Raw genomic sequence first — 18,459 nt, forward strand, 5'->3', positions numbered from 1 at the left:
TGAGGAGTGGAAAGCATGACCGCGATGCCTTCGGGTTCCATCCGTCCTGACGACAGCCTCATGTGCTCCATCGCCGTCACCGGCACCGGCTTTCCCGCCGGTGCCGGGGTGGAGGAGGGGGCGGACGTCGAATGGCAGGTGCCGGAGGAAACCGCGGTCGCTTTCGAATACAACGGCCGGTCCCATGCCGTGATGATGGCGACCCCCGCCGATCTGGAGGATTTCGCGCTGGGCTTCAGCCTGGCCGAGGAGATCGTCGGGACCGCCGCCGATATCGAGAACATCGCCGTGCGGGAAACGCCGCTGGGCTTCGTCGTCAACATGACGGTCGACCCGCTGCGTCTCCTGCGCGGTAGCCTTCGCAGCCGCTCCATGGAGGGGCGGAGCGGCTGTGGCCTGTGCGGCGTGGACAGTCTTGTCCACGCCGTTCGGGAGCCCCGCAAGATCGAAACCTGGCTGGAGGTCGATCCGGCCGCCGTGGCCGCCGCCTTCCGCGCCCTGCCGGATCACCAGCCGATGAACCGGGCCAACCGCTCGGTCCACGCCGCCGCCTGGTGCGCGCCCGACGGCGGCATCCGGCTGGCCCGCGAGGATGTCGGCCGCCACAATGCGCTCGACAAGCTGATCGGCGCCATCGCCGCTTCGGGCGCCGACCCGGCCGGCGGCTTCGTGGTGATGACCAGCCGCTGCAGCTTCGAACTGGTGCAGAAGACCGCCGCGGTGGGCATCCCGCTGCTGGCGACCATCTCGGCGCCGACGGCGCTGGCGCTGGAACTGGCGCGCAACGCCAACCTGACCCTGGGTGCGCTGTCGCGCCGCGATACCGTCATCCTGTTCCGCTGAACCCAACATCGCTTCGTCAATGGAGACACCGATGAGCCACACGAACCATGCCAAGGATCTGGTCCGGATGGCGAACCAGATCGCCGTCCACTTCGCTTCCTACCCGCGGGAAGAGGCGGTGACCGAGACGGCGACCCACATCCGCAAATTCTGGGATCCGCGCATGCGCGCCGGCCTGTTCGCCCATGTCCAGGCCGGCGGCGAGGCCGACCTGCACGAGGTCGCGCGCGGCGCGGTTGGGGTGCTGCAGGCTCGCTGAGGCGAAGCGGTCGCGACCGGGTTTCGTCAGACCTTGCGGAAGGCGAACATGACCGTTTCGTAGGGGAAGGCGATCTCGGGGCGATCAGCCAGTTCCGGCGTCCGGGCGATCAGCGCGCGGGTTGCGCGCTCGACGTCCGCCTGCCGTTCCGGCGGCAACGCCGCAATGAAGCTGACCGAAAGCGTGCGCTTGACGATGACGTCCTCCGGACTTCCGACATGGGCATGCCGGACATGGCGCTCGCCGGCGGCTTCAAATCCAGGAGCGGGAAAGACCCGGCGCCAGTTGCCGGTCCGATAGCGCGGGGTATCGCCCTCCCAGTGGTCAGTGATGTCGGTCAATGCCGCCACCCAGGGTACGCTCTCGTCGCGCGCGTTCCAGATCAACCCCAGCCTGCCGCCCGGAGTCAGGACCCTGCGGAACTCCTCCAGGGCGGCCGTTGTGGCGAACCAATGAAAGGCTTGCGCGCAGACCACGGCATCGACGGAGCCGTCCGGCAGGGGAATGGACTCCGCGGTTCCCGCTAGGACGGTGATTTCGGGAAAAGCCCGGACCAGCTGCTCGCGCATGCCGGCAACCGGCTCGACGGCGGTGATCTCGCCGCCGCAGTCCTTCAGCACCGCGATGAATTTGCCGGTGCCGGCGCCGACCTCCAGAACCTTTCGCCCCGGACCGACCCCCAGATCGTCGCGCAGCCATTCGGCGGCTTCAGGCGGGTAGCTCGGCCGGCCTTTGACATAGGTCGCGGCTCCCGTCTCGTAGCCTCTGGAGGAGTGATGAATCGGCATGTCGACCTCGATCCTTCCAGTGTGCCTCGAACCGGACCCTCAGACGTAATTGGCGACCTCGACCAGATTGTCGTCGGGATCGCGGAAATAGACGGAACGGATCGGTCCGGTGGCGCCCGTGCGGCTCACCGGGCCTTCTTCTATGGCGATGCCTTTGGCCTGGAGATGGGCGATCACCTCCTCCAGCGGCGTGTCGGCGATCAGGCAGAAATCGCCGCTGCCGGCGGTGGGCCGGGCCGCCTTCGGTTCGAACTCCCGCCCGACCTCGTGCAGGTTGATCTTCTGCGCGCCGAAGGACAGGGCGCGGCGGCCGCCGGCGAAGGTGACGATCTCCATCCCCAGTACGTCGCGGTAGAAGGCGCAGGTCGCCTCGATGGAGGCGACCGTCAGCACGAAATGGTCGATCCGGGCGATCCGCATCCCGGCCTCACATCCCCGTCGACGCTGGCAGCGGCTTGATCGGAGCGGGGGTGGAGGCGGAGGACAGCGGCGTCGGCGCATGGGCGGCCGGGACCGGCAGCGGCGCCGGCTTCGACAGCGGGCGCGGCGTCGAGACCGGCGTCACCGGACCGGCGGCCGTCGGATTGGCCGACATCGCCGCGCCCGACTGGCCGGACGGCGTCGCCAGCGTGGGCGGATCCTCGTAGATGTCGGGGTGGACACGCACCACGCCGGCGGTGTCGACCGACGCGTTCCAGTAGACGAAGCGCACGGGGATGGCATTCGGCAGCCGGATGGTCTTGGTTTCCCCGGTGTCGAGCTGCTGGCTGATGACGGCCGGCGTCACCTTGGCCGCGCTCAGCAGCGTCTCCGCCATCATCCGGGCATCCTCCAGCCGGACGCAGCCGGAGCTGGCGGCGCGCAGGTCGCGGCTGAACAGCTTGGGATCGTTGGTGCCGTGCAGGAAGATACCGTCGCCGTTGGTCAGGTTGAAGCGGAAGCGGCCCAGCGCGTTGTCGTCGCCCGGCTTCTGGACGATGCGCACGCGGCCGGGATCGACCGACCACCAGTTGACCGACTGGGTGTTGACCACCTCCGTCCCATCCAGATAGACGGCGGCGTTCTTGATGCCGGTGGTGCCCTTCTTGCGCAGGGCAGGCAGCTTGTCCTCGCTCAGCACCGTCGGCGGGACGGTCCAGGTCGGGTTGATGGTGACGCTGGTGATCCTGTCCTGCAGCAGCGGCGTCTTGCGCGACGGCCGGCCGACCACCGCCCGCATGGTGAAGGTCGGGCGGCCATGCTCGATCAGGGTGACGGACTGGCCGGGCAGGTTGACCAGCACCGTGGTGTCGGGGATGGAGGCCTGCTGCGCCCGCATCGCCGCGGCGGCGCGGCGCAGAAGCGCCACGGTCTGCGCCGGGGTGCGGTCCAGCGCCTGTCGCGTCACCTCGCCCACCTTGCCGTCGGGCTGCAGCCCCTCGGCAAGCTGGAAGGCGCGCACGGCGGTTTCCACATCCTCGTTGAAGCTGTCGGTCCATTTGTCGGCGGGCAGATAGCCCAGCTCGATCAGGCGGCGCGCGACCCGGCCGACGCGATCGGCCAGCGGCGAGCGCACGGAGATCACCACCGGCGGCGCCGGTTCGACCGGGGCGAGGCCGGGCAGGGTGGGGGCCTGCGCCTGCACGTCGGCGGGGGGCACGTCCATCGCCGGGGCGATGCCCTCGACCATGCCGCCGTCGCCCAGCTTCACGACCGCGCCGTAGCCGACGCGGGTGGCCGGCGCCTTGGGTGCGTTCTGGATTTCCTGCGCGCGGCTTTCCAGCGCCGCGGCCCAGCCGGCGACCAGCGAAGGCTTGGCGGCGTGCGCCGCCTCCTTCGCCGCTGCGGCCAGCGCCGGACCGCTCAGGACGACGCCGACCAGACCGCCGACCAGGCAGAGGGCGGCGGAGCGGCGGGACATCGGGCGGCGGAGATCATGCATGGCGATGGGACCGGAACGTGAACGGAAAGGATCGTGCGCTGTATCCTTCGATGAGCCTTCCGCAATCCGCAAGCGACATTTGGTGTCGGCAGCTCTGCTGTTCACACTGTTGCTCCCGTGCATCGCCCTGTCACTCGGGGACGGCCATGGCCGTTACACGCCCTGATTACGACTGTTGGACGCCACGGCGCCGGTTTTATTCCGAACCTCCGACCGATATAGGGCCGGGAAGGCCGGAGCCTGGCCGTATGTGTCATTTGACGTAGATACCGCCTTTCGCAGGCGCGGTAGCTTTTCCCCCGACGATGTGGCGAAGCCCCGGAGCAACCGGGGCGCCAAAGGAAGGGGGCAACTTCATGCGGACCAAGCAACTGACGTCGAGCTTCGGGATCAGCGCGCTGGCCGGTCTGGCCATGGGCGCGATGGCGTCCTTCGCGATGCCGGCCCAGGCCGCGGACGACACCATCAAGGTGGGCATCCTGCATTCCCTGTCCGGCACGATGGCCATCAGCGAGACGACGCTGAAGGACGTCATGCTGATGCTGATCGACGAGCAGAACAAGAAGGGCGGCCTGCTGGGCAAGAAGCTGGAGCCGGTGGTGGTCGATCCGGCCTCCAACTGGCCGCTGTTCGCCGAGAAGGCGCGCGAGCTGATCAGCAAGGACAAGGTGTCGGCCGTGTTCGGCTGCTGGACCTCGGTCAGCCGCAAGTCGGTGCTGCCGGTGTTCGAGGAGCTGAACAACATCCTCTTCTACCCGGTCCAGTATGAGGGCGAGGAGTCCTCCCGCAACGTCTTCTACACCGGCGCCGCCCCGAACCAGCAGGCGATCCCGGCCGTCGACTACCTGATGCAGAAGGAAAAGGTCCAGCGCTGGGTGCTGGCCGGCACCGACTACGTCTATCCGCGCACGACCAACAAGATCCTCGAAGCCTACCTGAAGAGCAAGGGCGTCAAGCCCGAGGACATCATGATCAACTACACGCCGTTCGGTCATTCCGACTGGCAGTCGATCGTGGCGGACATCAAGAAGTTCGGATCGGCCGGCAAGAAGACCGCCGTCGTCTCCACCATCAACGGCGACGCCAACGTTCCCTTCTACAAGGAACTGGGCAACCAGGGCGTGAAGGCCGAGGACATCCCGGTCGTCGCCTTCTCCGTCGGCGAGGAAGAGCTGGCCGGCATCGACACCAAGCCGCTGCTCGGCCATCTGGCCGCCTGGAACTACTTCCAGTCGGTCGAAACCCCGGCCAATTCCGCCTTCATCAAGGAATGGAAGGCCTTCACCAAGAACGACAAGCGCGTCACCAACGACCCGATGGAAGCCCATTACATCGGCTTCAACATGTGGGTGAAGGCGGTCGAGGCGGCCGGCACCACCGAGCCGGACAAGGTCATCGACGCCATGGTCGGCGTGTCGGTCCCGAACCTGACCGGCGGCTATTCGGCGATGCTGCCGAACCACCACATCACCAAGCCGGTGCTGATCGGCGAAGTGCAGGAGAACGGCCAGTTCGACGTCGTCTCCAAGACCTCGGGCCTGGTCCCGGGCGACGAGTGGTCGGATTACCTGCCGGACAGCAAGGACCTGATCGCCGACTGGCGCAAGCCGATGTCCTGCGGAAACTTCAACGTGAAGACCGGCAAGTGCGGCGGCAAGGGGTCGTGAGGGTAGCGTTCGCTCCCTGAGCTTTAAGTGGTTGCGACGCTTGTCCTTTCCCCAATCCCGCTGGACGGGGGAGGGGAGAGGGCAAGCGTTTCGCGTTGTTAGACACCCCCGCACCGAAGGACCCGCGATGCGACGCGCTCTCCGCTGGCTGATGGCGCTCTGTGTGGTGGTCGCCACATCGACCGCCGCCCATGCCGCCGATCTCCGCCCGCTTGTCCAGGCCCTGGGCAGCGGCGGCTATTCCGGAACCGAAAAGGCGCTGGAGCAACTGTCCGAGACCGGCGACACGGCCGCCGTGCCGGTGATCGAGGCGCTCCAGGCAGGCGATCTCCATGTCCGCAAGTCCGACAATGCCGTGGTGATCGCCCGCAAGTCCGGCGACGCCTTCGCCCTGAGCGACCCGCTGAGCGGTCAGGCGCTGGGGCAGGCCACCGCGGCGGACGTCACCCGGATCCGCATCAACAATTCGCTGCGTCGCGCCATCAGCGCCTCGCTGGGCGCCCTGACCCTGATGAGTCCCGATGCCGGCGTCCGCCGCTCCGCCGCCGATGCGGTGTTCAAGAGCCGCGACGCCAACGCGCTGCCGACGCTGCAGAAGGCCATCGACAAGGAACAGGACAAGGCCGTCCGCGCCGCCATGGAGCAGGCGCGCGCCGCCATCCTGCTGACCGGCGAGGCCGCGTCGAAGATGACCGATGCCGACATCCAGTCGGCGGTCGACACGCTGGCCGCCCGCGGCGACCGCGATGCACTGGTGCTGCTGAACATGGTCGCCGGCTCCGGCGCGTCGGACGTCACCAAGAAGTCCGCGGCGGCCGCCATCTCCACCGTCGAACAGAAGCTGGCCTTCTGGGCCGCGCTGCAAAATCTCTGGTACGGGCTGTCGCTGGGCTCGGTGCTGCTGCTGGCCGCCATCGGCCTTGCCGTCACCTTCGGCGTGATGGGCGTCATCAACATGGCCCATGGCGAGATGGTGATGATCGGCGCCTACACCACCTTCCTGGTGCAGGAGTTCTTCCGCGCCCATGCCCCCGGCCTGTTCGACCTGTCGATCCTGGTGGCGCTGCCCGCCGCCTTCATCGTGTCCGGCGGCGTCGGCATCATCATCGAGCGTAGCGTGATCCGCTGGCTCTACGGCCGTCCGCTGGAAACGCTGCTCGCCACCTGGGGCCTGTCGCTGGCGCTCCAGCAGGCGGTGCGCAGCATCTTCGGCCCGACCAACCGCGAGGTCGGCGCGCCCAGCTGGATGTCCGGCGCCTTCGAACTGGGCGGCCTGACCATCACTTACGGCCGGCTGTGGATCGTCATCTTCGCCTTCGCCGTCTTCGCGGCCCTGCTGGTGGCGCTGAAGCGCACCTGGTTTGGCCTGTCCATCCGCGCGGTGACGCAGAACCGGCCGATGGCCAACGCCATGGGCATCCGCACCGCGCGGGTGGACGCGCTGACCTTCGGTCTCGGTTCCGGCATCGCCGGGCTGGCCGGGGTGGCGCTGAGCCAGATCGACAATGTCAGTCCGAACCTCGGCCAGGGCTACATCATCGACAGTTTCATGGTCGTGGTGTTCGGCGGGGTGGGCAACCTGTGGGGCACGCTGGTCGGCGCGCTGACGCTGGGGTCCATCAACAAGTTCCTGGAGCCTTACGCCGGTGCGGTGCTGGGCAAGATCCTGGTGCTGATCTTCATCATCCTGTTCATCCAACGGCGTCCGCGCGGCCTGTTCGCGCTGAAGGGCCGCGCGGTGGAGGCCTGATCCGATGCTGCTGCGCTTTTTCCTGATGGGGCTGGACCGCAAGGCCGGGATCGTCCTGACGATCCTCGCCATTCTCGCGGTGGCGGTCCCGGTGATGACGCTGTGGGTACCGGCGGACTCGCCCTTCCACCTGTCGGTCTTCACCGTCTCGCTGCTGGGCAAATACCTGTGCTTCGCGCTGCTGGCGCTGGCGCTGGACCTCGTCTGGGGTTATTGCGGCATCCTGTCGCTCGGCCATGCCGCCTTCTTCGCGCTCGGCGGCTACGCCATGGGCATGTACCTGATGCGGCAGATCGGCCCGCGCGGCGTCTACGGCAACCCGGTGCTGCCCGACTTCATGGTCTTCCTGAACTGGAAGGAGCTGCCCTGGTACTGGCTCGGCTTCGACCAGTTCTGGTTCGCCGCGATCATGGTGCTGGTGGTGCCGGGTGCGCTGGCCTTCGCCTTCGGCTGGTTTGCCTTCCGCAGCCGCGTCACCGGCGTCTACCTGTCAATCATCACCCAGGCTCTGACCTTCGCCCTGCTGCTGGCCTTCTTCCGCAACGACATGGGCTTCGGCGGCAACAACGGCCTGACCGACTTCAAGGATATCCTCGGCTACGACATCCAGGCCGACACCACCCGCGTCGCCCTGTTCGTGGCGACGGTGGCCGCCCTGGCGCTCTCCTACATGATCGCGTCCGGCGTCATCGCGTCGAAGCTTGGCAAGGTGCTGGTGGCGCTGCGCGACGCCGAAAGCCGCGTCCGTTTCATGGGTTACGACACCGAAAGCTACAAGCTGTTCGCCTGGACCCTGTCGGCCTGCATGGCCGGCGTCGCCGGCGCCCTCTATGTCCCTCAGGTCGGCATCATCAACCCGTCGGAGTTCGCCCCGGCCAGCTCGATCGAGGCGGTGATCTGGGTCGCCGTCGGCGGGCGCGGCACGCTGGCCGGCGGCATCCTCGGCGCGGTGCTGGTCAACATGGGCAAGAGCTATTTCACCGGCGCCCTGCCGGAGCTGTGGCTGTTCGCGCTTGGCGGCCTGTTCGTGGCGGTCACCCTGTTCCTGCCCAAGGGCCTGCTCGGCCTGTGGGGCCAGCTGACCGCGAAGCTGCCCCGCCGCAACAAGCCGTCCGCCCTCCCCAACGCCCACCCTGCCGACCAGAAGGGAGCCTGACCCATGAGCGCGGAATCGACCCTTCTCTATCTTGACGGCGTGTCGGTCAGCTTCGACGGCTTCAAGGCGCTGAACAGCCTATCGCTGGTGATGATGCCTGGCGAGATGCGGGCGATCATCGGCCCCAACGGCGCCGGCAAGACGACGATGATGGACGTCATCACCGGCAAGACCCGCCCCGATACCGGCACCATCCTGTTCGAGGGCGACACCGACCTGACCCGCCTGCGCGAGGCGGCCATCGCCAATCTCGGCATCGGTCGCAAGTTCCAGCGCCCGACCGTCTTCGAACCGCACACGGTGTGGGACAACCTGGAACTGGCGCTGAAGGCACCGCGCCGGCCGCTGAAGACGCTGACCTACGCCATCAGCCGCGACGACCGCTCGCGGATCGAGGAAATCCTCGACATCACCCGCCTGTCCGCCCTGCGCAACCGTCAGGCCGGCAGCCTGTCGCACGGCCAGAAGCAGTGGCTGGAGATCGGCATGCTGCTGGCCCAGGACCCCAAGCTTCTGCTGGTCGACGAGCCGGTCGCCGGCATGACCGACGCCGAGACCGAACAGACCGCCGAACTGCTGTGCAGCATCGCCGGCAAGCATTCGGTGATCGTGGTGGAGCATGACATGAGCTTCGTCCGCGCGCTCGGCGTCAAGGTGACGGTGCTGGCCGAAGGCTCCGTCCTGGCCGAAGGCTCGCTGGATGCGGTGAGTTCGAATCAACAGGTCATTGACACCTATCTCGGCCGCTGACGGGAGATCCCAGGATGCTGGACGTTCGTTCCCTCGATCTGCATTACGGCGCCGCCCAGGCCCTGCGCAGTGTTTCCATGAAGGCCGAAATCGGCAAGGTCACCTGTCTGGTCGGCCGCAACGGCGTCGGCAAGTCCAGCCTGCTGCGCGCCATCGTCGGGCTGAAGCCGGTGTCGGGCGGCTCCATCGGCTGGGACGGCGCCGACGTGACCAGGATGGCGCCGGCCGACCGGGCGCGCCGCGGCATCGCCTACGTGCCGCAGGGACGCGAGATCTTCCCGCTGCTGACCGTGCGGGAAAATCTGCTGACCGGCTACGCCCCGCTGCCGCGCTCGCAACGCTCCATTCCCGACGAGGTGTTCGAGCTGTTCCCGGTGCTGAAATCCATGCTGGAGCGCCGCGGCGGCGACCTGTCCGGCGGGCAGCAGCAGCAGCTCGCCATCGGCCGCGCTTTGGTGACGCGCCCGCGCCTGCTGGTGCTCGACGAGCCGACCGAGGGCATCCAGCCCTCCATCATCAAGGATATCGGCCGCGCCATCTCCTACCTGCGCGACAAGGGCACCATGGCGATCCTGCTGGTGGAGCAGTATTTCGATTTCGCCCGCGACCTTGCCGACGACTGGGTGGTGATGGAACGCGGCGAGGTGATGCTGTCCGGCCCCCGCAGCGGCCTGGACGAGCAGGAGGTGCGCAAGTACCTGACGGTGTGATGCCGATGGCGGTGATTTTCGGCCGGTGACCTACGGAATAACCGCGTTTCCATTGCGTCCTTCATCCATCGGGTCCGCCGTCCGGCGGACCGGTTTTTGGGGAGCAACCACGCAATGATGTCCGCACTCCGTGTCACCGCCGCCGCCATCGGTCTGGGCGCCGTCCTGTTCGGCGCGCCCGCCTTCGCTCAGGACAAGGAGCCGGCCATGACGGGGAAGACCGCGATGGGTCCCGTCCTGACCGACGCGAAGGGCATGACGCTCTATGTCTTCGACAAGGACAGCGCCGGCAAGTCGGCCTGCAACGGGCCTTGCGCGACCAACTGGCCGCCGCTGATGGCTCCCGCCTCCGCCAAGCCGATGGGCAAATACACCGTGGTCACCCGCGACGACGGCAGCCACCAGTGGGCCTACAACGGCAAGCCGCTCTATACCTGGGCCAAGGACATGAAGCCCGGCGACACCACCGGTGACGGCGTGAACAATGTCTGGCATGTGGCGAAGCCGTAAGGCCCCGCCACGCGGTGCCGTGGTGGTGAATCCGCCCCACGGTGCCGCGCAATTTCGGAGTATACTTCGCCTGTCGAGGTAATTCGCAAACATCGGCTTCGCAGCCGGCGCTCTTTAATGGTCGTTAAGGATCGAAGATGCAAGATGTCCTCACCGTCATCTTGCTCATGGAGCAGCAGGCCATGTCGATCTACAACGCCGCCTCGTTCGAAGCCACCCCCTCCGCCGAACCGAAGGTCCGCAAGATGAGCGGCCTGCCGCGACTGGCGGTGTGGGCCGTGATGATCGGCGCGCCCTGGGTGGTGATCGTGCAGGCGGTGCGCCTGATCTTTTGAGGTTTTATCCTTCAGGCCTGGCGCACCTCCTTCGCATCGTTACTGGGCCGTCGGCACCCAGGGTTCCAGCGCGCCGATCTTCTTGGCCCGCTTCTCGTCCGCCGACAGTTTGAAATTGTGCCCATAGGGCGCGCTCTCGAACGAGCCGTATCCGGGATTGGCCAGCATCAGCCAGTCGCGCCCGAAATGCTCCTTCACCGTCTCATAGGCCTTCATCCGCTCCGCCTCGCTGCCGTTGGCGGCGTCGGTGAAGTCGCCGAAATTGTCGCCGAACAGCAGAACGATCCGGTAATCCTTGGCGATATAGGCGCGGCGCGCGCTCTTCGCCGAACCCCATTCCGGCTTTTCCTTCGACATCAGGAAGGTATCGACGTTCCCGCCCATCGGGAAGCCCAGCGCCTGCGCGTTGCGGCGGGTCGGCTCCTCCTGGTCGGCACTGCGGTTGGTGACATAGAAGACCTTGACGCCCTTCGACTCGGCGTACTGGGTGAACTCCACCGCGCCCGGCACCGCCGTCGCCTTCTCCGCCTTCACCCAGGCGTCCCAGGTCTTCGGCGAGAAGTCGGTGCCGCTGGTCACCAGACCGGTCTGGTAGGCGGAGTTGTCCATCGCCGTCTCGTCCAGGTCCAGCACCACGGCCGGCGGCAGCTCCTGGTAACTGCCGGTCTGCTCGGTCGCCGAGGTCCAGTTCTTGTCGGCCAGCGCCTTGTCCAGCTGGATCCTGCCCAGCGCATAGACCGCCAGCGCGTTGGCCTTGTATTCGACCGACCGCTGCATCCACAGCTCGGCGTTCAGCAGGTCGTTCTGGGGCACCGGACCTTGGGGCGCCGGATCTGCCGCCAGGGCGGGGCCGGCGAGAAGGGAGAGGACAACCGCACCGGACAGCAACGACCAGCGCCCGGAACAGGCGGAATTGCGCATCGACACACCCATCCATCAAGTGTCATGGAACCGTCATCGAAGCACAGATCCGGGCGCTTGGCGACGGTCGCGTGACGCTTGCGTCACGGTATCTCGGTACGCTCCTCCGGTTCGTTCCCCGGTTCCGTCCGACGCAGTGGGATCGCGGCCTTCCGCCGCCATCCGCGCTCCACCTGCAGGCTCCAGCTCCGTTGGGCGTTGGGCAGGGCATGGTCGGGCTCCCGATCGATGCCGACCGCCCCGGTCATCACCGTCGACCCGGATGAAACCCGCCGGCCCGCACCTGCGCCTCCCGCTCTCCGGGATGGAAGGGGTCGGGGATGCGGTCCTGGTCCATGGCCGTGCTCCTGCCATCAAGGGTGAAAGCATTCAGGCGGTCTGCGGAATCGCACTCTGGGGCATCGGGGTCAGCGCCGGGATCGCCTCCACCCGCTCCAGCCAGCGGCGGACCGCCGGGTAGGGATCGAGCGGGATGTGGCCTTCCGGCGCGCGGGCGACATAGGCGTAGCAGGCGATGTCGGCGATGGTCGGCCGTTCCGCCGCCAGCCAGTCGCGGCTTGCCAGATGGCCGTCCATGAAGCGCAGCACGCGCCCGGCGACCGCCTGCGCGTCGGTCAGCGACGCGGCCCCGCCCCACAGCGTCAGGATGCGCGCCAACGCCGGCCCGAAGCGCAGGTCGCCCGCCGCGACCGACAGCCAGCGCTGCACCCGCGCCGCGTCCTCCGGCGCCTTCGGATTCCACAGGCCGGAGGCGTCATAGCGGTCGGCGAGATAGACCAGGATGGCGACCGAGTCCGGCAGCACGAGGTCGCCGTCGACCAGCACCGGGATCTGCCCGAAGGGGTTGAGGGCAAGGAAGCTCTCCGACCGCCGCAGCTCGGCGCCGGCCTCGACGAAGCGGTAAGGCAGGCCGAGGATGTTCAGAAACGCTTCCGCCCGGTGGCTGTGCCCCGACAGCGGCGTGCCGTAGAGCGTGATCGCGGGTTCGGCGGTGGTGCTCATCGGACAGGTCCCTTTTGGCGGTGTTTGGCGATGTCTGTTTCGCGGATGCGCCCATCCAACCACTTGCGCGCTTCCGCAGGAATGCGCTTTCATCACAAGGAACTCTTTCAGAAAACGGAACAATCGTGGACCGGCTCGACGAATTGGCGATCTTCGTCGCGATCCTGGAGGCCGGCAGCCTCGCCGGCGCGGCGAAGCGGCTGCGGCGGTCGGCGCCCGCCGTCACCCGCGCGTTGTCCGGGCTGGAGGAGCGGCTGGGCCTGCGGCTGATCGAGCGGACCACCCGCAACCTCGCACCCACCGATGCCGGCCGTCGGCTGGCCGAGCAGGCGCGCCGGCTTCTCGCCGACTATGACGAGGCGCTGGCCGCCACCGGCACCGACCGGCCGTTGCGCGGGCGTCTGCGCGTCACCGCGCCGGTGATGTTCGGGCGCAAGCATGTGACGCCTCTGGTCCTCGACTTCATGCGGGCCTTCCCAGACATCCGGGTCGAGCTGGTGCTGTCCGACGGCAACCTCGACCTGATCGAGGAGGAATTGGACGTGGCGATCCGCATCGGCCCCTTGCCCGATTCCGGCCTCGTCGCCCGGCGGGTGGGGCAGGTCGGGCGCTATCTGGTCGCCAGCCCCGCATATCTGGCGCGATGCGGCAGGCCCTTGATGCCGGAGGATCTGGCCGGCCACGACCTCATCCTGTCGACCGCCCGGCCCCGGCCGCCCGACTGGCGCTTCCTGGTCGACGGGCGGGAGCGGGTGGTCCGGGTCACCCCGCGCCTGTCGGTCAGCCACATCGAGCCGGCGCTGCTCGCCGCCCGCGATGGGCATGGCATCGCCCGGCCGCTGTCCTATCAGGCGGCCGACGATCTCGCCGCCGGCACCCTGGTGCGCCTGATGCCGCACACCGAACCGGCGCCGCTGCCGGTCCATGTCGTGGTGCCGACGGCACGGCTGATGCCGGGCCGGGTTCGCGCCTTCCTCGACCATGCGGTGGACGGGCTGTCGGCGCTGGCCGTCCTGCGTGGCTGATTGACCCCGAGCGGGGCCTCAGGGGTCGCGGGCGACACGGATGCCGTAGGCGGCATAGCCGATCTCCGCCCCGTCGATCCGGCGGACGGCCGAGCGGACATAGCGTGGATGGCTGTGCCATGACCCGCCGCGCATCACCCGCTGCGTGCATTTCCCGGCGCCATCCGCCGCGCAGTCCTCCACCCACTGCCAGACATTGCCGAGCATGTCGTAGAGGCCGAAGCCGTTGGGCCGGTAGCTGCCGACCGGCGCGGTGAACAGGGCGCCGTCGCGGCAGTTCGCGACCTCCCAGTCGGTGAAGCGGTCCTTGGCGCTCAGGTCGGCACCGTTCGCGGCGTCGCACCCCTTGGCCGGATCGTCGCCCCACCAGCGGGCGGTCCGGGTGCCGGCGCGGGCGGCATATTCCCACTCCGCGTCCGTCGGCAGGCGGTAGGGCTTGCCGGTCCGCCGGCTGAGCCAGTCCACATAGGCCCGGGCGTCGTACCAGCTGATGCAGACAGCCGGGTCGCGGTTCGTCTGGTCGAAGCCCGGCCGGCGCCAGGAGAAATGCCAGCGCGGCAGCAGTTCCGTCTCGCCGGCATAGCCGCGGCAGGTCGTCCGCGATTTGTAACCGCTGTCCTGGATGAACCGGGCGTACTCGCCGCGGGTGACCGGATATTTGCCGATGGCGACGGGATGCCGGATCGACACCGGGTGTTGCAGCGGTTCGTCGGGAAAGCGCTCCCGTTCCGAGTCGGGCGAACCCTGGAGATCGCTGCCGGCGGGAATCGCCACCAGGACCGGGGCGTCGGGATGGTCCCAGATCTCGCCGTTCGGACTACCCGCCTGCCAGTGCTGGAAGGCCGCCAGCCGTTCGGCGCGCCAGCCGGACAGGTCCTCCGGCTCCGTCCGGCGCCAGCCGGCAAGCGCCGCCAGCACGAGAATAAGGACGACCACCGCGCCCACGGAGCCGGGCAGGGTGACAGACATGGCGGGGAGCCCTCTTGCAGGGGTGGCTTCGGCGGGAATGCGGGTGCGGATCATGCCCACCATTTCCCCGCGATGCCGCGCATCGGGCAACCGCGCGTCCGTGTCCCGGTCGTGGCACTTCCCCGCCGGTGCGGGACACGGGTGGCCGACGCTCTGCCCCTTTGAATTATGGCGGAAGCGGTAAGCGTCGAAGACGGTGTCCTGCTGTTGGTGCGGGCAGACGTTCAACGGAGCGTTGACACCACAGGAGCACACACATGGCTGCCTATCCCGCGGACCTCACGCGCGCGCTGTTCGTCGCCGGCCTGCGCAACGCCCATGCGCTGGAACAGCAGGCGCTTGCCCTGATGGACCGCCAGCTCGACCGCCTCGTGAATTATCCGGAGGTCTCCGACCATCTGCGCATGCACCGTGGCGAGACCGAGTCCCAGATCACCCGCATCGAGCAGATCCTGGACCAGCTGCAGGAAAGCCATTCCGGGCTGAAGGACACCGCCATGTCGATCATGGGCAATCTGGCGGCGCTCGGCCATACCTTCGCCGAGGACGAGATCCTCAAGAACTCCTTCGCCAACTACGCCTTCGAAAATTTCGAGGTGGCGAGCTACCGCTCGCTGCTGACGGTGGCGGATGCCGGCAACTTCGCCTTCGCCACGCCGTTGCTGCAGACCTCGCTGCGCGAGGAGGAGGCGATGGCCTCCTGGGTGATCGAGAATGTGCCGAAGCTGACGCTGAAGTACCTGTCGCTGAAGGCCGGCGATCACACCGCCGGCCGCTGACGCCGAGATTGAGGGTATGAGAAAGGCCGGGGAGGACAGGCTCTTCCCCGGCCTTTTCCGTGCGGCACCTTTCCAGCGCCTGACGGCGGTCAGACGTCGTAAATCGGGCCGGGGGTCTTCCTGTTGGCGCCGCCGGCCTTTTCCTCGGACTTTTCGGTCAGGGTCTTGTCGCGGTCCTGGTCGGTGCCGGCGGTGGATGGCTTGCCGCCTCCGGCGGCGGTGGACGGCTTGCCGCCCTTGGCCTTGTCGGCCTGCGCCGTTTCGGTCTGCGGTTTCTCATGCTTGGACGCATCGTTCATCATGGGTGCTCCCGCTTGTGGCGATGCTTTCCCAACAGCGTGAACCGGCTGCCGTTGCCGACAATCCGCTGTCGGCCCCCGGCCCGCCATCGCTGCACTGCAACGCAGCCCTCCGGCCTTGTCCGGATTTTGCCCGGTGACGAGCCGGGGGGCTTTGCCGTAAGAAACTGGGCGGGTTTCAAAACGGATGGCTCCCCCGTGTTCCGATCGGTCTCACTCTGCCTGTTCATCGCCGCGGCCGGCGGTCTTGCGGGCTGCACCTCCGACTATTCTCCCAACACCTACGCCTCCAGCGCGGTCCAGCAGGCCAACAAGGTGGAGCCGGGCGTCGTCGTCGGATTCCGTCAGGTGGCGATCAGCGCCAACGGCACGGTCGGCGCGGTCAGCGGCGGGGCGGCCGGCGGCATCCTCGGCGCGCAGGTGGGGTCGGGCGGCATGAACGCCGCGTTGGGCACCGTCGGCGGCACGGCGATCGGCGGCCTGCTGGGCACGGCGATGGAGCATATCGCCGGCGACACCACCGGCTGGGAATACATCGTCCGCAAATCTAACGGCGATCTGCTGTCGCTGACCCAGAAGGAGCCGCAGCCGCTGCCCATCGGCCAGAAGGTTCTGGTCATCACCGGCAGCCAGGCCCGCATCGTCCCCGACTATTCCAGCCCGGCCGATCCCGCGCCCGCCAAGCCCGACTCGCCCAAGCCCGAAGCCCCCAAGCCCGATTCGCCGCGTTCGGAAGCGCCGAAATCGGACATCAAGGCGATCCCGCTCGCCCCGCCGACCGAATCGGCCGCGCCGGCGGCACCCGCTCCGGCGGAGCAGTCCGCCACCGAACCGGCATCGCCCGCCAGCGGCGGCGGCCCGATCCGCCTGACCGCCCCCACCGACTCCGCTCCCGCGTCCGCGGCGACCCCGGAGCCGGCAAGCCCGCCCCCCGCAGAGCCGAAGCCGGCCGAATAGCAGCACCATACTTGTCCGAATGGCCGGGATGGCGCACAGTCCGTTGGTCCAACAGAGATCACCGGCCGAGGGTCCATGTCCGCCGTCGATACCGCACAGAACGCCGCTCCCGCTCCGGCCCCCACTCCCGCCATGACCAGGGAGGAGCTGGAGGAGTTGATCCGCGAGGGGGTTCCCCTGGTCGGGAACTTCGGCATCGTCGTGGAAAGCCTGGGCGCCGGGACGATTCGCCTGCGCCTGCCCTACAAGGACGATTTCGTCCGGCCCGGCGGCACCGTCACCGGCCCGGCGATGTTCGGGCTGGCCGACGTGGCGCTCTATGGCGCGGTACTGAGCCTGATCGGCCGGGTCGAGCTGGCGGTGACCACCAGCATGACCATCAACTTCCTGCGCCGCCCGCCGCCCGTCGCCATCATCGCCGAGGCGCGCGTCCTGAAACTGGGCAAGCGGCTGGCCTATGGCGAGATCCTGCTGTTCTCCGAAGGCGATCCGGAGCCGGTCGCCCACGTCACCGGAACCTACTCCATCCCGCCGCATGCCCCCGTCACTGTTGCGGTATCTCATTACCGCGTGGATGAGGTGCCATAAAAAGTCGTTTCGAATCAACGGGTTTGCTTGACCGGTATCTGAATACCGCGCTCGCAAGGCCTTGAAAGTAAACGGAAATTTTTCCGTTGACAGAGGTGTGCTCCGGCCCGTAGAAAGCCGTCCGCTTCGGCGCCCCGGTATCGGCGGCCTGCCGATCCGTATTCGAAGAAACGAGTGTGGCGATGAAGACCTTCAATCTGAAGCCGACCGAAATCGAGAAGAAGTGGTACGTCGTCGACGCCGACGGCCTCGTTCTCGGCCGGCTCGCCAGCATCCTGGCGAACATCCTGCGTGGCAAGAACAAGCCGACCTACACCCCGCACATGGATTGCGGCGACCATGTCGTCGTGATCAATGCCGAGAAGGTGAAGCTGACCGGCAACAAGCGCGACGCGGACATCTTCTACTGGCACACCGGTTATCCGGGCGGGATCAAGGGCCGTTCCAAGGGCCAGATCCTGGACGGCAAGTATCCGGAGCGTGTGATCGAGAAGGCCGTGGAGCGCATGGTTCCGCGTGGTCCGCTCGGCCGCAAGCAGATGACCCATCTGAAGGTCTACAAGGGCGCCGCCCACCCGCACGACGCCCAGCAGCCGGTCGCTCTCGACATCGGCGCGATGAACCCGAAGAATAAGCGGAGCGCGTAAGCATGGCTCAGGTCACCACCACCCTCTCCAGCCTGAAGGATCTGACGGGCGCCGCCGCGACCGCGACCGTCACCGAAGAGCTGGCCGCTCCGAAGCTGGACGCCCAGGGCCGCGCCTACGCCACCGGCAAGCGCAAGGACGCCGTCGCCCGCGTGTGGATCAAGCCGGGCTCCGGCAAGGTCACCGTGAACGGCCGCGACCAGTCGGTCTACTTCGCCCGTCCGGTGCTGCGCATGATGATCGCCCAGCCGTTCGGCGTGACCGAGCGTCTGGACCAGTTCGACGTCGTCGCCACCGTCGCCGGCGGCGGTCTGTCGGGCCAGGCCGGTGCCGTCCGTCACGGCATCTCCAAGGCGCTGACCTACTTCGAGCCGGCCCTGCGCCCGCCGCTGAAGGCCGCCGGCTTCCTGACCCGCGACGCCCGTACGGTCGAGCGTAAGAAGTACGGCCGCGCCAAGGCCCGCCGCAGCTTCCAGTTCTCGAAGCGCTAATCCCTACACGGGCCCGCGGCTTTACGGTACAAGCGAGGGGCGTCCCGAAAGGGGCGCCCCTTTCTTTTTGCCTTTACCCTCACGCCTACCCA

At 67.8% G+C, this 18,459-nt stretch carries 22 protein-coding genes; 15 read left to right on the forward strand and 7 right to left on the reverse strand.

Features of this window, described 5'->3' with window-relative positions; translation table 11 throughout:
- Positions 1 to 15: 15 nt before the first annotated feature.
- Positions 16 to 843: a formate dehydrogenase accessory sulfurtransferase FdhD gene (gene fdhD, locus B9N97_RS05660; RefSeq protein ID WP_085084196.1), complete on the forward strand. Its 828-nt coding sequence runs from the start codon at positions 16 to 18 to the stop codon at positions 841 to 843.
- 31 nt (positions 844 to 874) lie between these two features.
- Positions 875 to 1,102 carry a formate dehydrogenase subunit delta gene (locus tag B9N97_RS05665; protein ID WP_085084198.1) on the forward strand — a complete coding sequence of 76 codons (228 nt, stop codon included), beginning with the start codon at positions 875 to 877 and terminating at the stop codon, positions 1,100 to 1,102.
- 26 nt (positions 1,103 to 1,128) lie between these two features.
- On the opposite strand, the gene B9N97_RS05670 is transcribed toward B9N97_RS05665, so the two are convergent.
- From B9N97_RS05670 to B9N97_RS05680, 3 genes are read right to left on the reverse strand one after another with little or no spacing between them, the layout of a single operon-like run.
- The gene (locus B9N97_RS05670; protein WP_085084200.1) at positions 1,129 to 1,890 is read right to left on the reverse strand and encodes a class I SAM-dependent methyltransferase; all 762 of its coding nucleotides are present in this window, start codon (positions 1,888 to 1,890) and stop codon (positions 1,129 to 1,131) included.
- Positions 1,891 to 1,929: 39 nt separating this feature from the next.
- A complete protein-coding gene (locus B9N97_RS05675; RefSeq protein ID WP_085084202.1) occupies positions 1,930 to 2,310 on the reverse strand; it encodes a VOC family protein in 381 nt (126 codons plus the stop codon).
- 7 nt (positions 2,311 to 2,317) lie between these two features.
- Positions 2,318 to 3,811, reverse strand: coding sequence for a L,D-transpeptidase family protein (locus tag B9N97_RS05680; protein WP_085084204.1), 1,494 nt, complete (start codon positions 3,809 to 3,811; stop codon positions 2,318 to 2,320).
- Positions 3,812 to 4,167: 356 nt separating this feature from the next.
- On the opposite strand from B9N97_RS05680, the gene urtA reads away from it, so the two are divergent.
- The 7 genes from urtA (at position 4,168) to B9N97_RS05715 (ending at position 10,689) form a co-directional block, all read left to right on the forward strand.
- Complete coding sequence (gene urtA / locus B9N97_RS05685) at positions 4,168 to 5,478, forward strand: urea ABC transporter substrate-binding protein (protein ID WP_085084206.1); 1,311 nt, start codon at positions 4,168 to 4,170, stop codon at positions 5,476 to 5,478.
- Between the two features lie 127 nt (positions 5,479 to 5,605).
- Positions 5,606 to 7,228, forward strand: a complete 1,623-nt coding sequence (gene urtB / locus B9N97_RS05690) for an urea ABC transporter permease subunit UrtB (protein ID WP_085084208.1) — start codon at positions 5,606 to 5,608, stop codon at positions 7,226 to 7,228.
- Between the two features lie 4 nt (positions 7,229 to 7,232).
- Complete coding sequence (urtC, locus tag B9N97_RS05695) at positions 7,233 to 8,384, forward strand: urea ABC transporter permease subunit UrtC (RefSeq protein WP_085084210.1); 1,152 nt, start codon at positions 7,233 to 7,235, stop codon at positions 8,382 to 8,384.
- Between the two features lie 3 nt (positions 8,385 to 8,387).
- Positions 8,388 to 9,134, forward strand: coding sequence for an urea ABC transporter ATP-binding protein UrtD (urtD, locus tag B9N97_RS05700; protein WP_085084212.1), 747 nt, complete (start codon positions 8,388 to 8,390; stop codon positions 9,132 to 9,134).
- A gap of 14 nt (positions 9,135 to 9,148) precedes the next feature.
- On the forward strand, positions 9,149 to 9,844 hold the full coding sequence (gene urtE, locus B9N97_RS05705; protein ID WP_085084214.1) for an urea ABC transporter ATP-binding subunit UrtE: 696 nt from the start codon (positions 9,149 to 9,151) through the stop codon (positions 9,842 to 9,844).
- 114 nt (positions 9,845 to 9,958) lie between these two features.
- The gene (locus B9N97_RS05710) at positions 9,959 to 10,354 is read left to right on the forward strand and encodes a COG4315 family predicted lipoprotein (RefSeq protein ID WP_143266365.1); all 396 of its coding nucleotides are present in this window, start codon (positions 9,959 to 9,961) and stop codon (positions 10,352 to 10,354) included.
- A 137-nt stretch (positions 10,355 to 10,491) separates the two neighbouring features.
- On the forward strand, positions 10,492 to 10,689 hold the full coding sequence (locus B9N97_RS05715; RefSeq protein ID WP_085084216.1) for a hypothetical protein: 198 nt from the start codon (positions 10,492 to 10,494) through the stop codon (positions 10,687 to 10,689).
- Between the two features lie 39 nt (positions 10,690 to 10,728).
- On the opposite strand, the gene B9N97_RS05720 is transcribed toward B9N97_RS05715, so the two are convergent.
- Both B9N97_RS05720 and B9N97_RS05725 read right to left on the reverse strand, forming a co-directional pair.
- Entirely contained in the window at positions 10,729 to 11,610 is an 882-nt protein-coding gene (locus B9N97_RS05720) for a 5'-nucleotidase, lipoprotein e(P4) family (protein ID WP_085084218.1), read from the reverse strand.
- Between the two features lie 369 nt (positions 11,611 to 11,979).
- On the reverse strand, positions 11,980 to 12,612 hold the full coding sequence (locus B9N97_RS05725) for a glutathione S-transferase family protein (protein WP_085084220.1): 633 nt from the start codon (positions 12,610 to 12,612) through the stop codon (positions 11,980 to 11,982).
- Positions 12,613 to 12,737: 125 nt separating this feature from the next.
- On the opposite strand from B9N97_RS05725, the gene B9N97_RS05730 reads away from it, so the two are divergent.
- A complete protein-coding gene (locus tag B9N97_RS05730) occupies positions 12,738 to 13,637 on the forward strand; it encodes a LysR family transcriptional regulator (protein ID WP_085084222.1) in 900 nt (299 codons plus the stop codon).
- An 18-nt stretch (positions 13,638 to 13,655) separates the two neighbouring features.
- Here B9N97_RS05730 and B9N97_RS05735 read toward each other — a convergent pair whose 3' ends face one another.
- On the reverse strand, positions 13,656 to 14,606 hold the full coding sequence (locus B9N97_RS05735; RefSeq protein ID WP_085084224.1) for a formylglycine-generating enzyme family protein: 951 nt from the start codon (positions 14,604 to 14,606) through the stop codon (positions 13,656 to 13,658).
- A 257-nt stretch (positions 14,607 to 14,863) separates the two neighbouring features.
- Between B9N97_RS05735 and B9N97_RS05740 the strand changes: the two genes are divergently transcribed.
- Positions 14,864 to 15,385 (forward strand): ferritin-like domain-containing protein, encoded by a 522-nt coding sequence (locus tag B9N97_RS05740; protein WP_085084226.1) that lies wholly within the window; start codon positions 14,864 to 14,866, stop codon positions 15,383 to 15,385.
- Between the two features lie 89 nt (positions 15,386 to 15,474).
- Here B9N97_RS05740 and B9N97_RS05745 read toward each other — a convergent pair whose 3' ends face one another.
- On the reverse strand, positions 15,475 to 15,687 hold the full coding sequence (locus tag B9N97_RS05745; RefSeq protein WP_244560569.1) for a hypothetical protein: 213 nt from the start codon (positions 15,685 to 15,687) through the stop codon (positions 15,475 to 15,477).
- A gap of 195 nt (positions 15,688 to 15,882) precedes the next feature.
- Here B9N97_RS05745 and B9N97_RS05750 point away from each other — a divergent pair, with 195 nt between their 5' ends.
- The 4 genes from B9N97_RS05750 to rpsI all read left to right on the forward strand — a co-directional run bounded on the left by B9N97_RS05750 (position 15,883) and on the right by rpsI (position 18,367).
- Entirely contained in the window at positions 15,883 to 16,641 is a 759-nt protein-coding gene (locus B9N97_RS05750) for an outer membrane lipoprotein (RefSeq protein ID WP_085084228.1), read from the forward strand.
- Between the two features lie 75 nt (positions 16,642 to 16,716).
- Positions 16,717 to 17,229 carry a PaaI family thioesterase gene (locus tag B9N97_RS05755; protein ID WP_085084230.1) on the forward strand — a complete coding sequence of 171 codons (513 nt, stop codon included), beginning with the start codon at positions 16,717 to 16,719 and terminating at the stop codon, positions 17,227 to 17,229.
- A 182-nt stretch (positions 17,230 to 17,411) separates the two neighbouring features.
- Entirely contained in the window at positions 17,412 to 17,876 is a 465-nt protein-coding gene (rplM, locus tag B9N97_RS05760; protein WP_085084232.1) for a 50S ribosomal protein L13, read from the forward strand.
- 2 nt (positions 17,877 to 17,878) lie between these two features.
- Positions 17,879 to 18,367 (forward strand): 30S ribosomal protein S9, encoded by a 489-nt coding sequence (gene rpsI / locus B9N97_RS05765; RefSeq protein WP_085084234.1) that lies wholly within the window; start codon positions 17,879 to 17,881, stop codon positions 18,365 to 18,367.
- Positions 18,368 to 18,459: the final 92 nt, after the last annotated feature.

Origin of the sequence: Azospirillum oryzae (assembly GCF_900177515.1) — a bacterium.
Classification (GTDB): domain Bacteria; phylum Pseudomonadota; class Alphaproteobacteria; order Azospirillales; family Azospirillaceae; genus Azospirillum; species Azospirillum oryzae_A.

Coding starts and splice junctions, on each gene's coding strand:
- fdhD (WP_085084196.1), top strand. CDS start 16: ATGACCGCGATGCCTTCGGGTTCCATCCGTCCTGACGACAGCCTCATG.
- B9N97_RS05665 (WP_085084198.1), top strand. CDS start 875: ATGAGCCACACGAACCATGCCAAGGATCTGGTCCGGATGGCGAACCAG.
- B9N97_RS05670 (WP_085084200.1), bottom strand. CDS start 1,890: ATGCCGATTCATCACTCCTCCAGAGGCTACGAGACGGGAGCCGCGACC.
- B9N97_RS05675 (WP_085084202.1), bottom strand. CDS start 2,310: ATGCGGATCGCCCGGATCGACCATTTCGTGCTGACGGTCGCCTCCATC.
- B9N97_RS05680 (WP_085084204.1), bottom strand. CDS start 3,811: ATGCATGATCTCCGCCGCCCGATGTCCCGCCGCTCCGCCGCCCTCTGC.
- urtA (WP_085084206.1), top strand. CDS start 4,168: ATGCGGACCAAGCAACTGACGTCGAGCTTCGGGATCAGCGCGCTGGCC.
- urtB (WP_085084208.1), top strand. CDS start 5,606: ATGCGACGCGCTCTCCGCTGGCTGATGGCGCTCTGTGTGGTGGTCGCC.
- urtC (WP_085084210.1), top strand. CDS start 7,233: ATGCTGCTGCGCTTTTTCCTGATGGGGCTGGACCGCAAGGCCGGGATC.
- urtD (WP_085084212.1), top strand. CDS start 8,388: ATGAGCGCGGAATCGACCCTTCTCTATCTTGACGGCGTGTCGGTCAGC.
- urtE (WP_085084214.1), top strand. CDS start 9,149: ATGCTGGACGTTCGTTCCCTCGATCTGCATTACGGCGCCGCCCAGGCC.
- B9N97_RS05710 (WP_143266365.1), top strand. CDS start 9,959: ATGATGTCCGCACTCCGTGTCACCGCCGCCGCCATCGGTCTGGGCGCC.
- B9N97_RS05715 (WP_085084216.1), top strand. CDS start 10,492: ATGCAAGATGTCCTCACCGTCATCTTGCTCATGGAGCAGCAGGCCATG.
- B9N97_RS05720 (WP_085084218.1), bottom strand. CDS start 11,610: ATGCGCAATTCCGCCTGTTCCGGGCGCTGGTCGTTGCTGTCCGGTGCG.
- B9N97_RS05725 (WP_085084220.1), bottom strand. CDS start 12,612: ATGAGCACCACCGCCGAACCCGCGATCACGCTCTACGGCACGCCGCTG.
- B9N97_RS05735 (WP_085084224.1), bottom strand. CDS start 14,606: ATGTCTGTCACCCTGCCCGGCTCCGTGGGCGCGGTGGTCGTCCTTATT.
- B9N97_RS05740 (WP_085084226.1), top strand. CDS start 14,864: ATGGCTGCCTATCCCGCGGACCTCACGCGCGCGCTGTTCGTCGCCGGC.
- B9N97_RS05745 (WP_244560569.1), bottom strand. CDS start 15,687: ATGATGAACGATGCGTCCAAGCATGAGAAACCGCAGACCGAAACGGCG.
- B9N97_RS05755 (WP_085084230.1), top strand. CDS start 16,717: ATGTCCGCCGTCGATACCGCACAGAACGCCGCTCCCGCTCCGGCCCCC.
- rplM (WP_085084232.1), top strand. CDS start 17,412: ATGAAGACCTTCAATCTGAAGCCGACCGAAATCGAGAAGAAGTGGTAC.
- rpsI (WP_085084234.1), top strand. CDS start 17,879: ATGGCTCAGGTCACCACCACCCTCTCCAGCCTGAAGGATCTGACGGGC.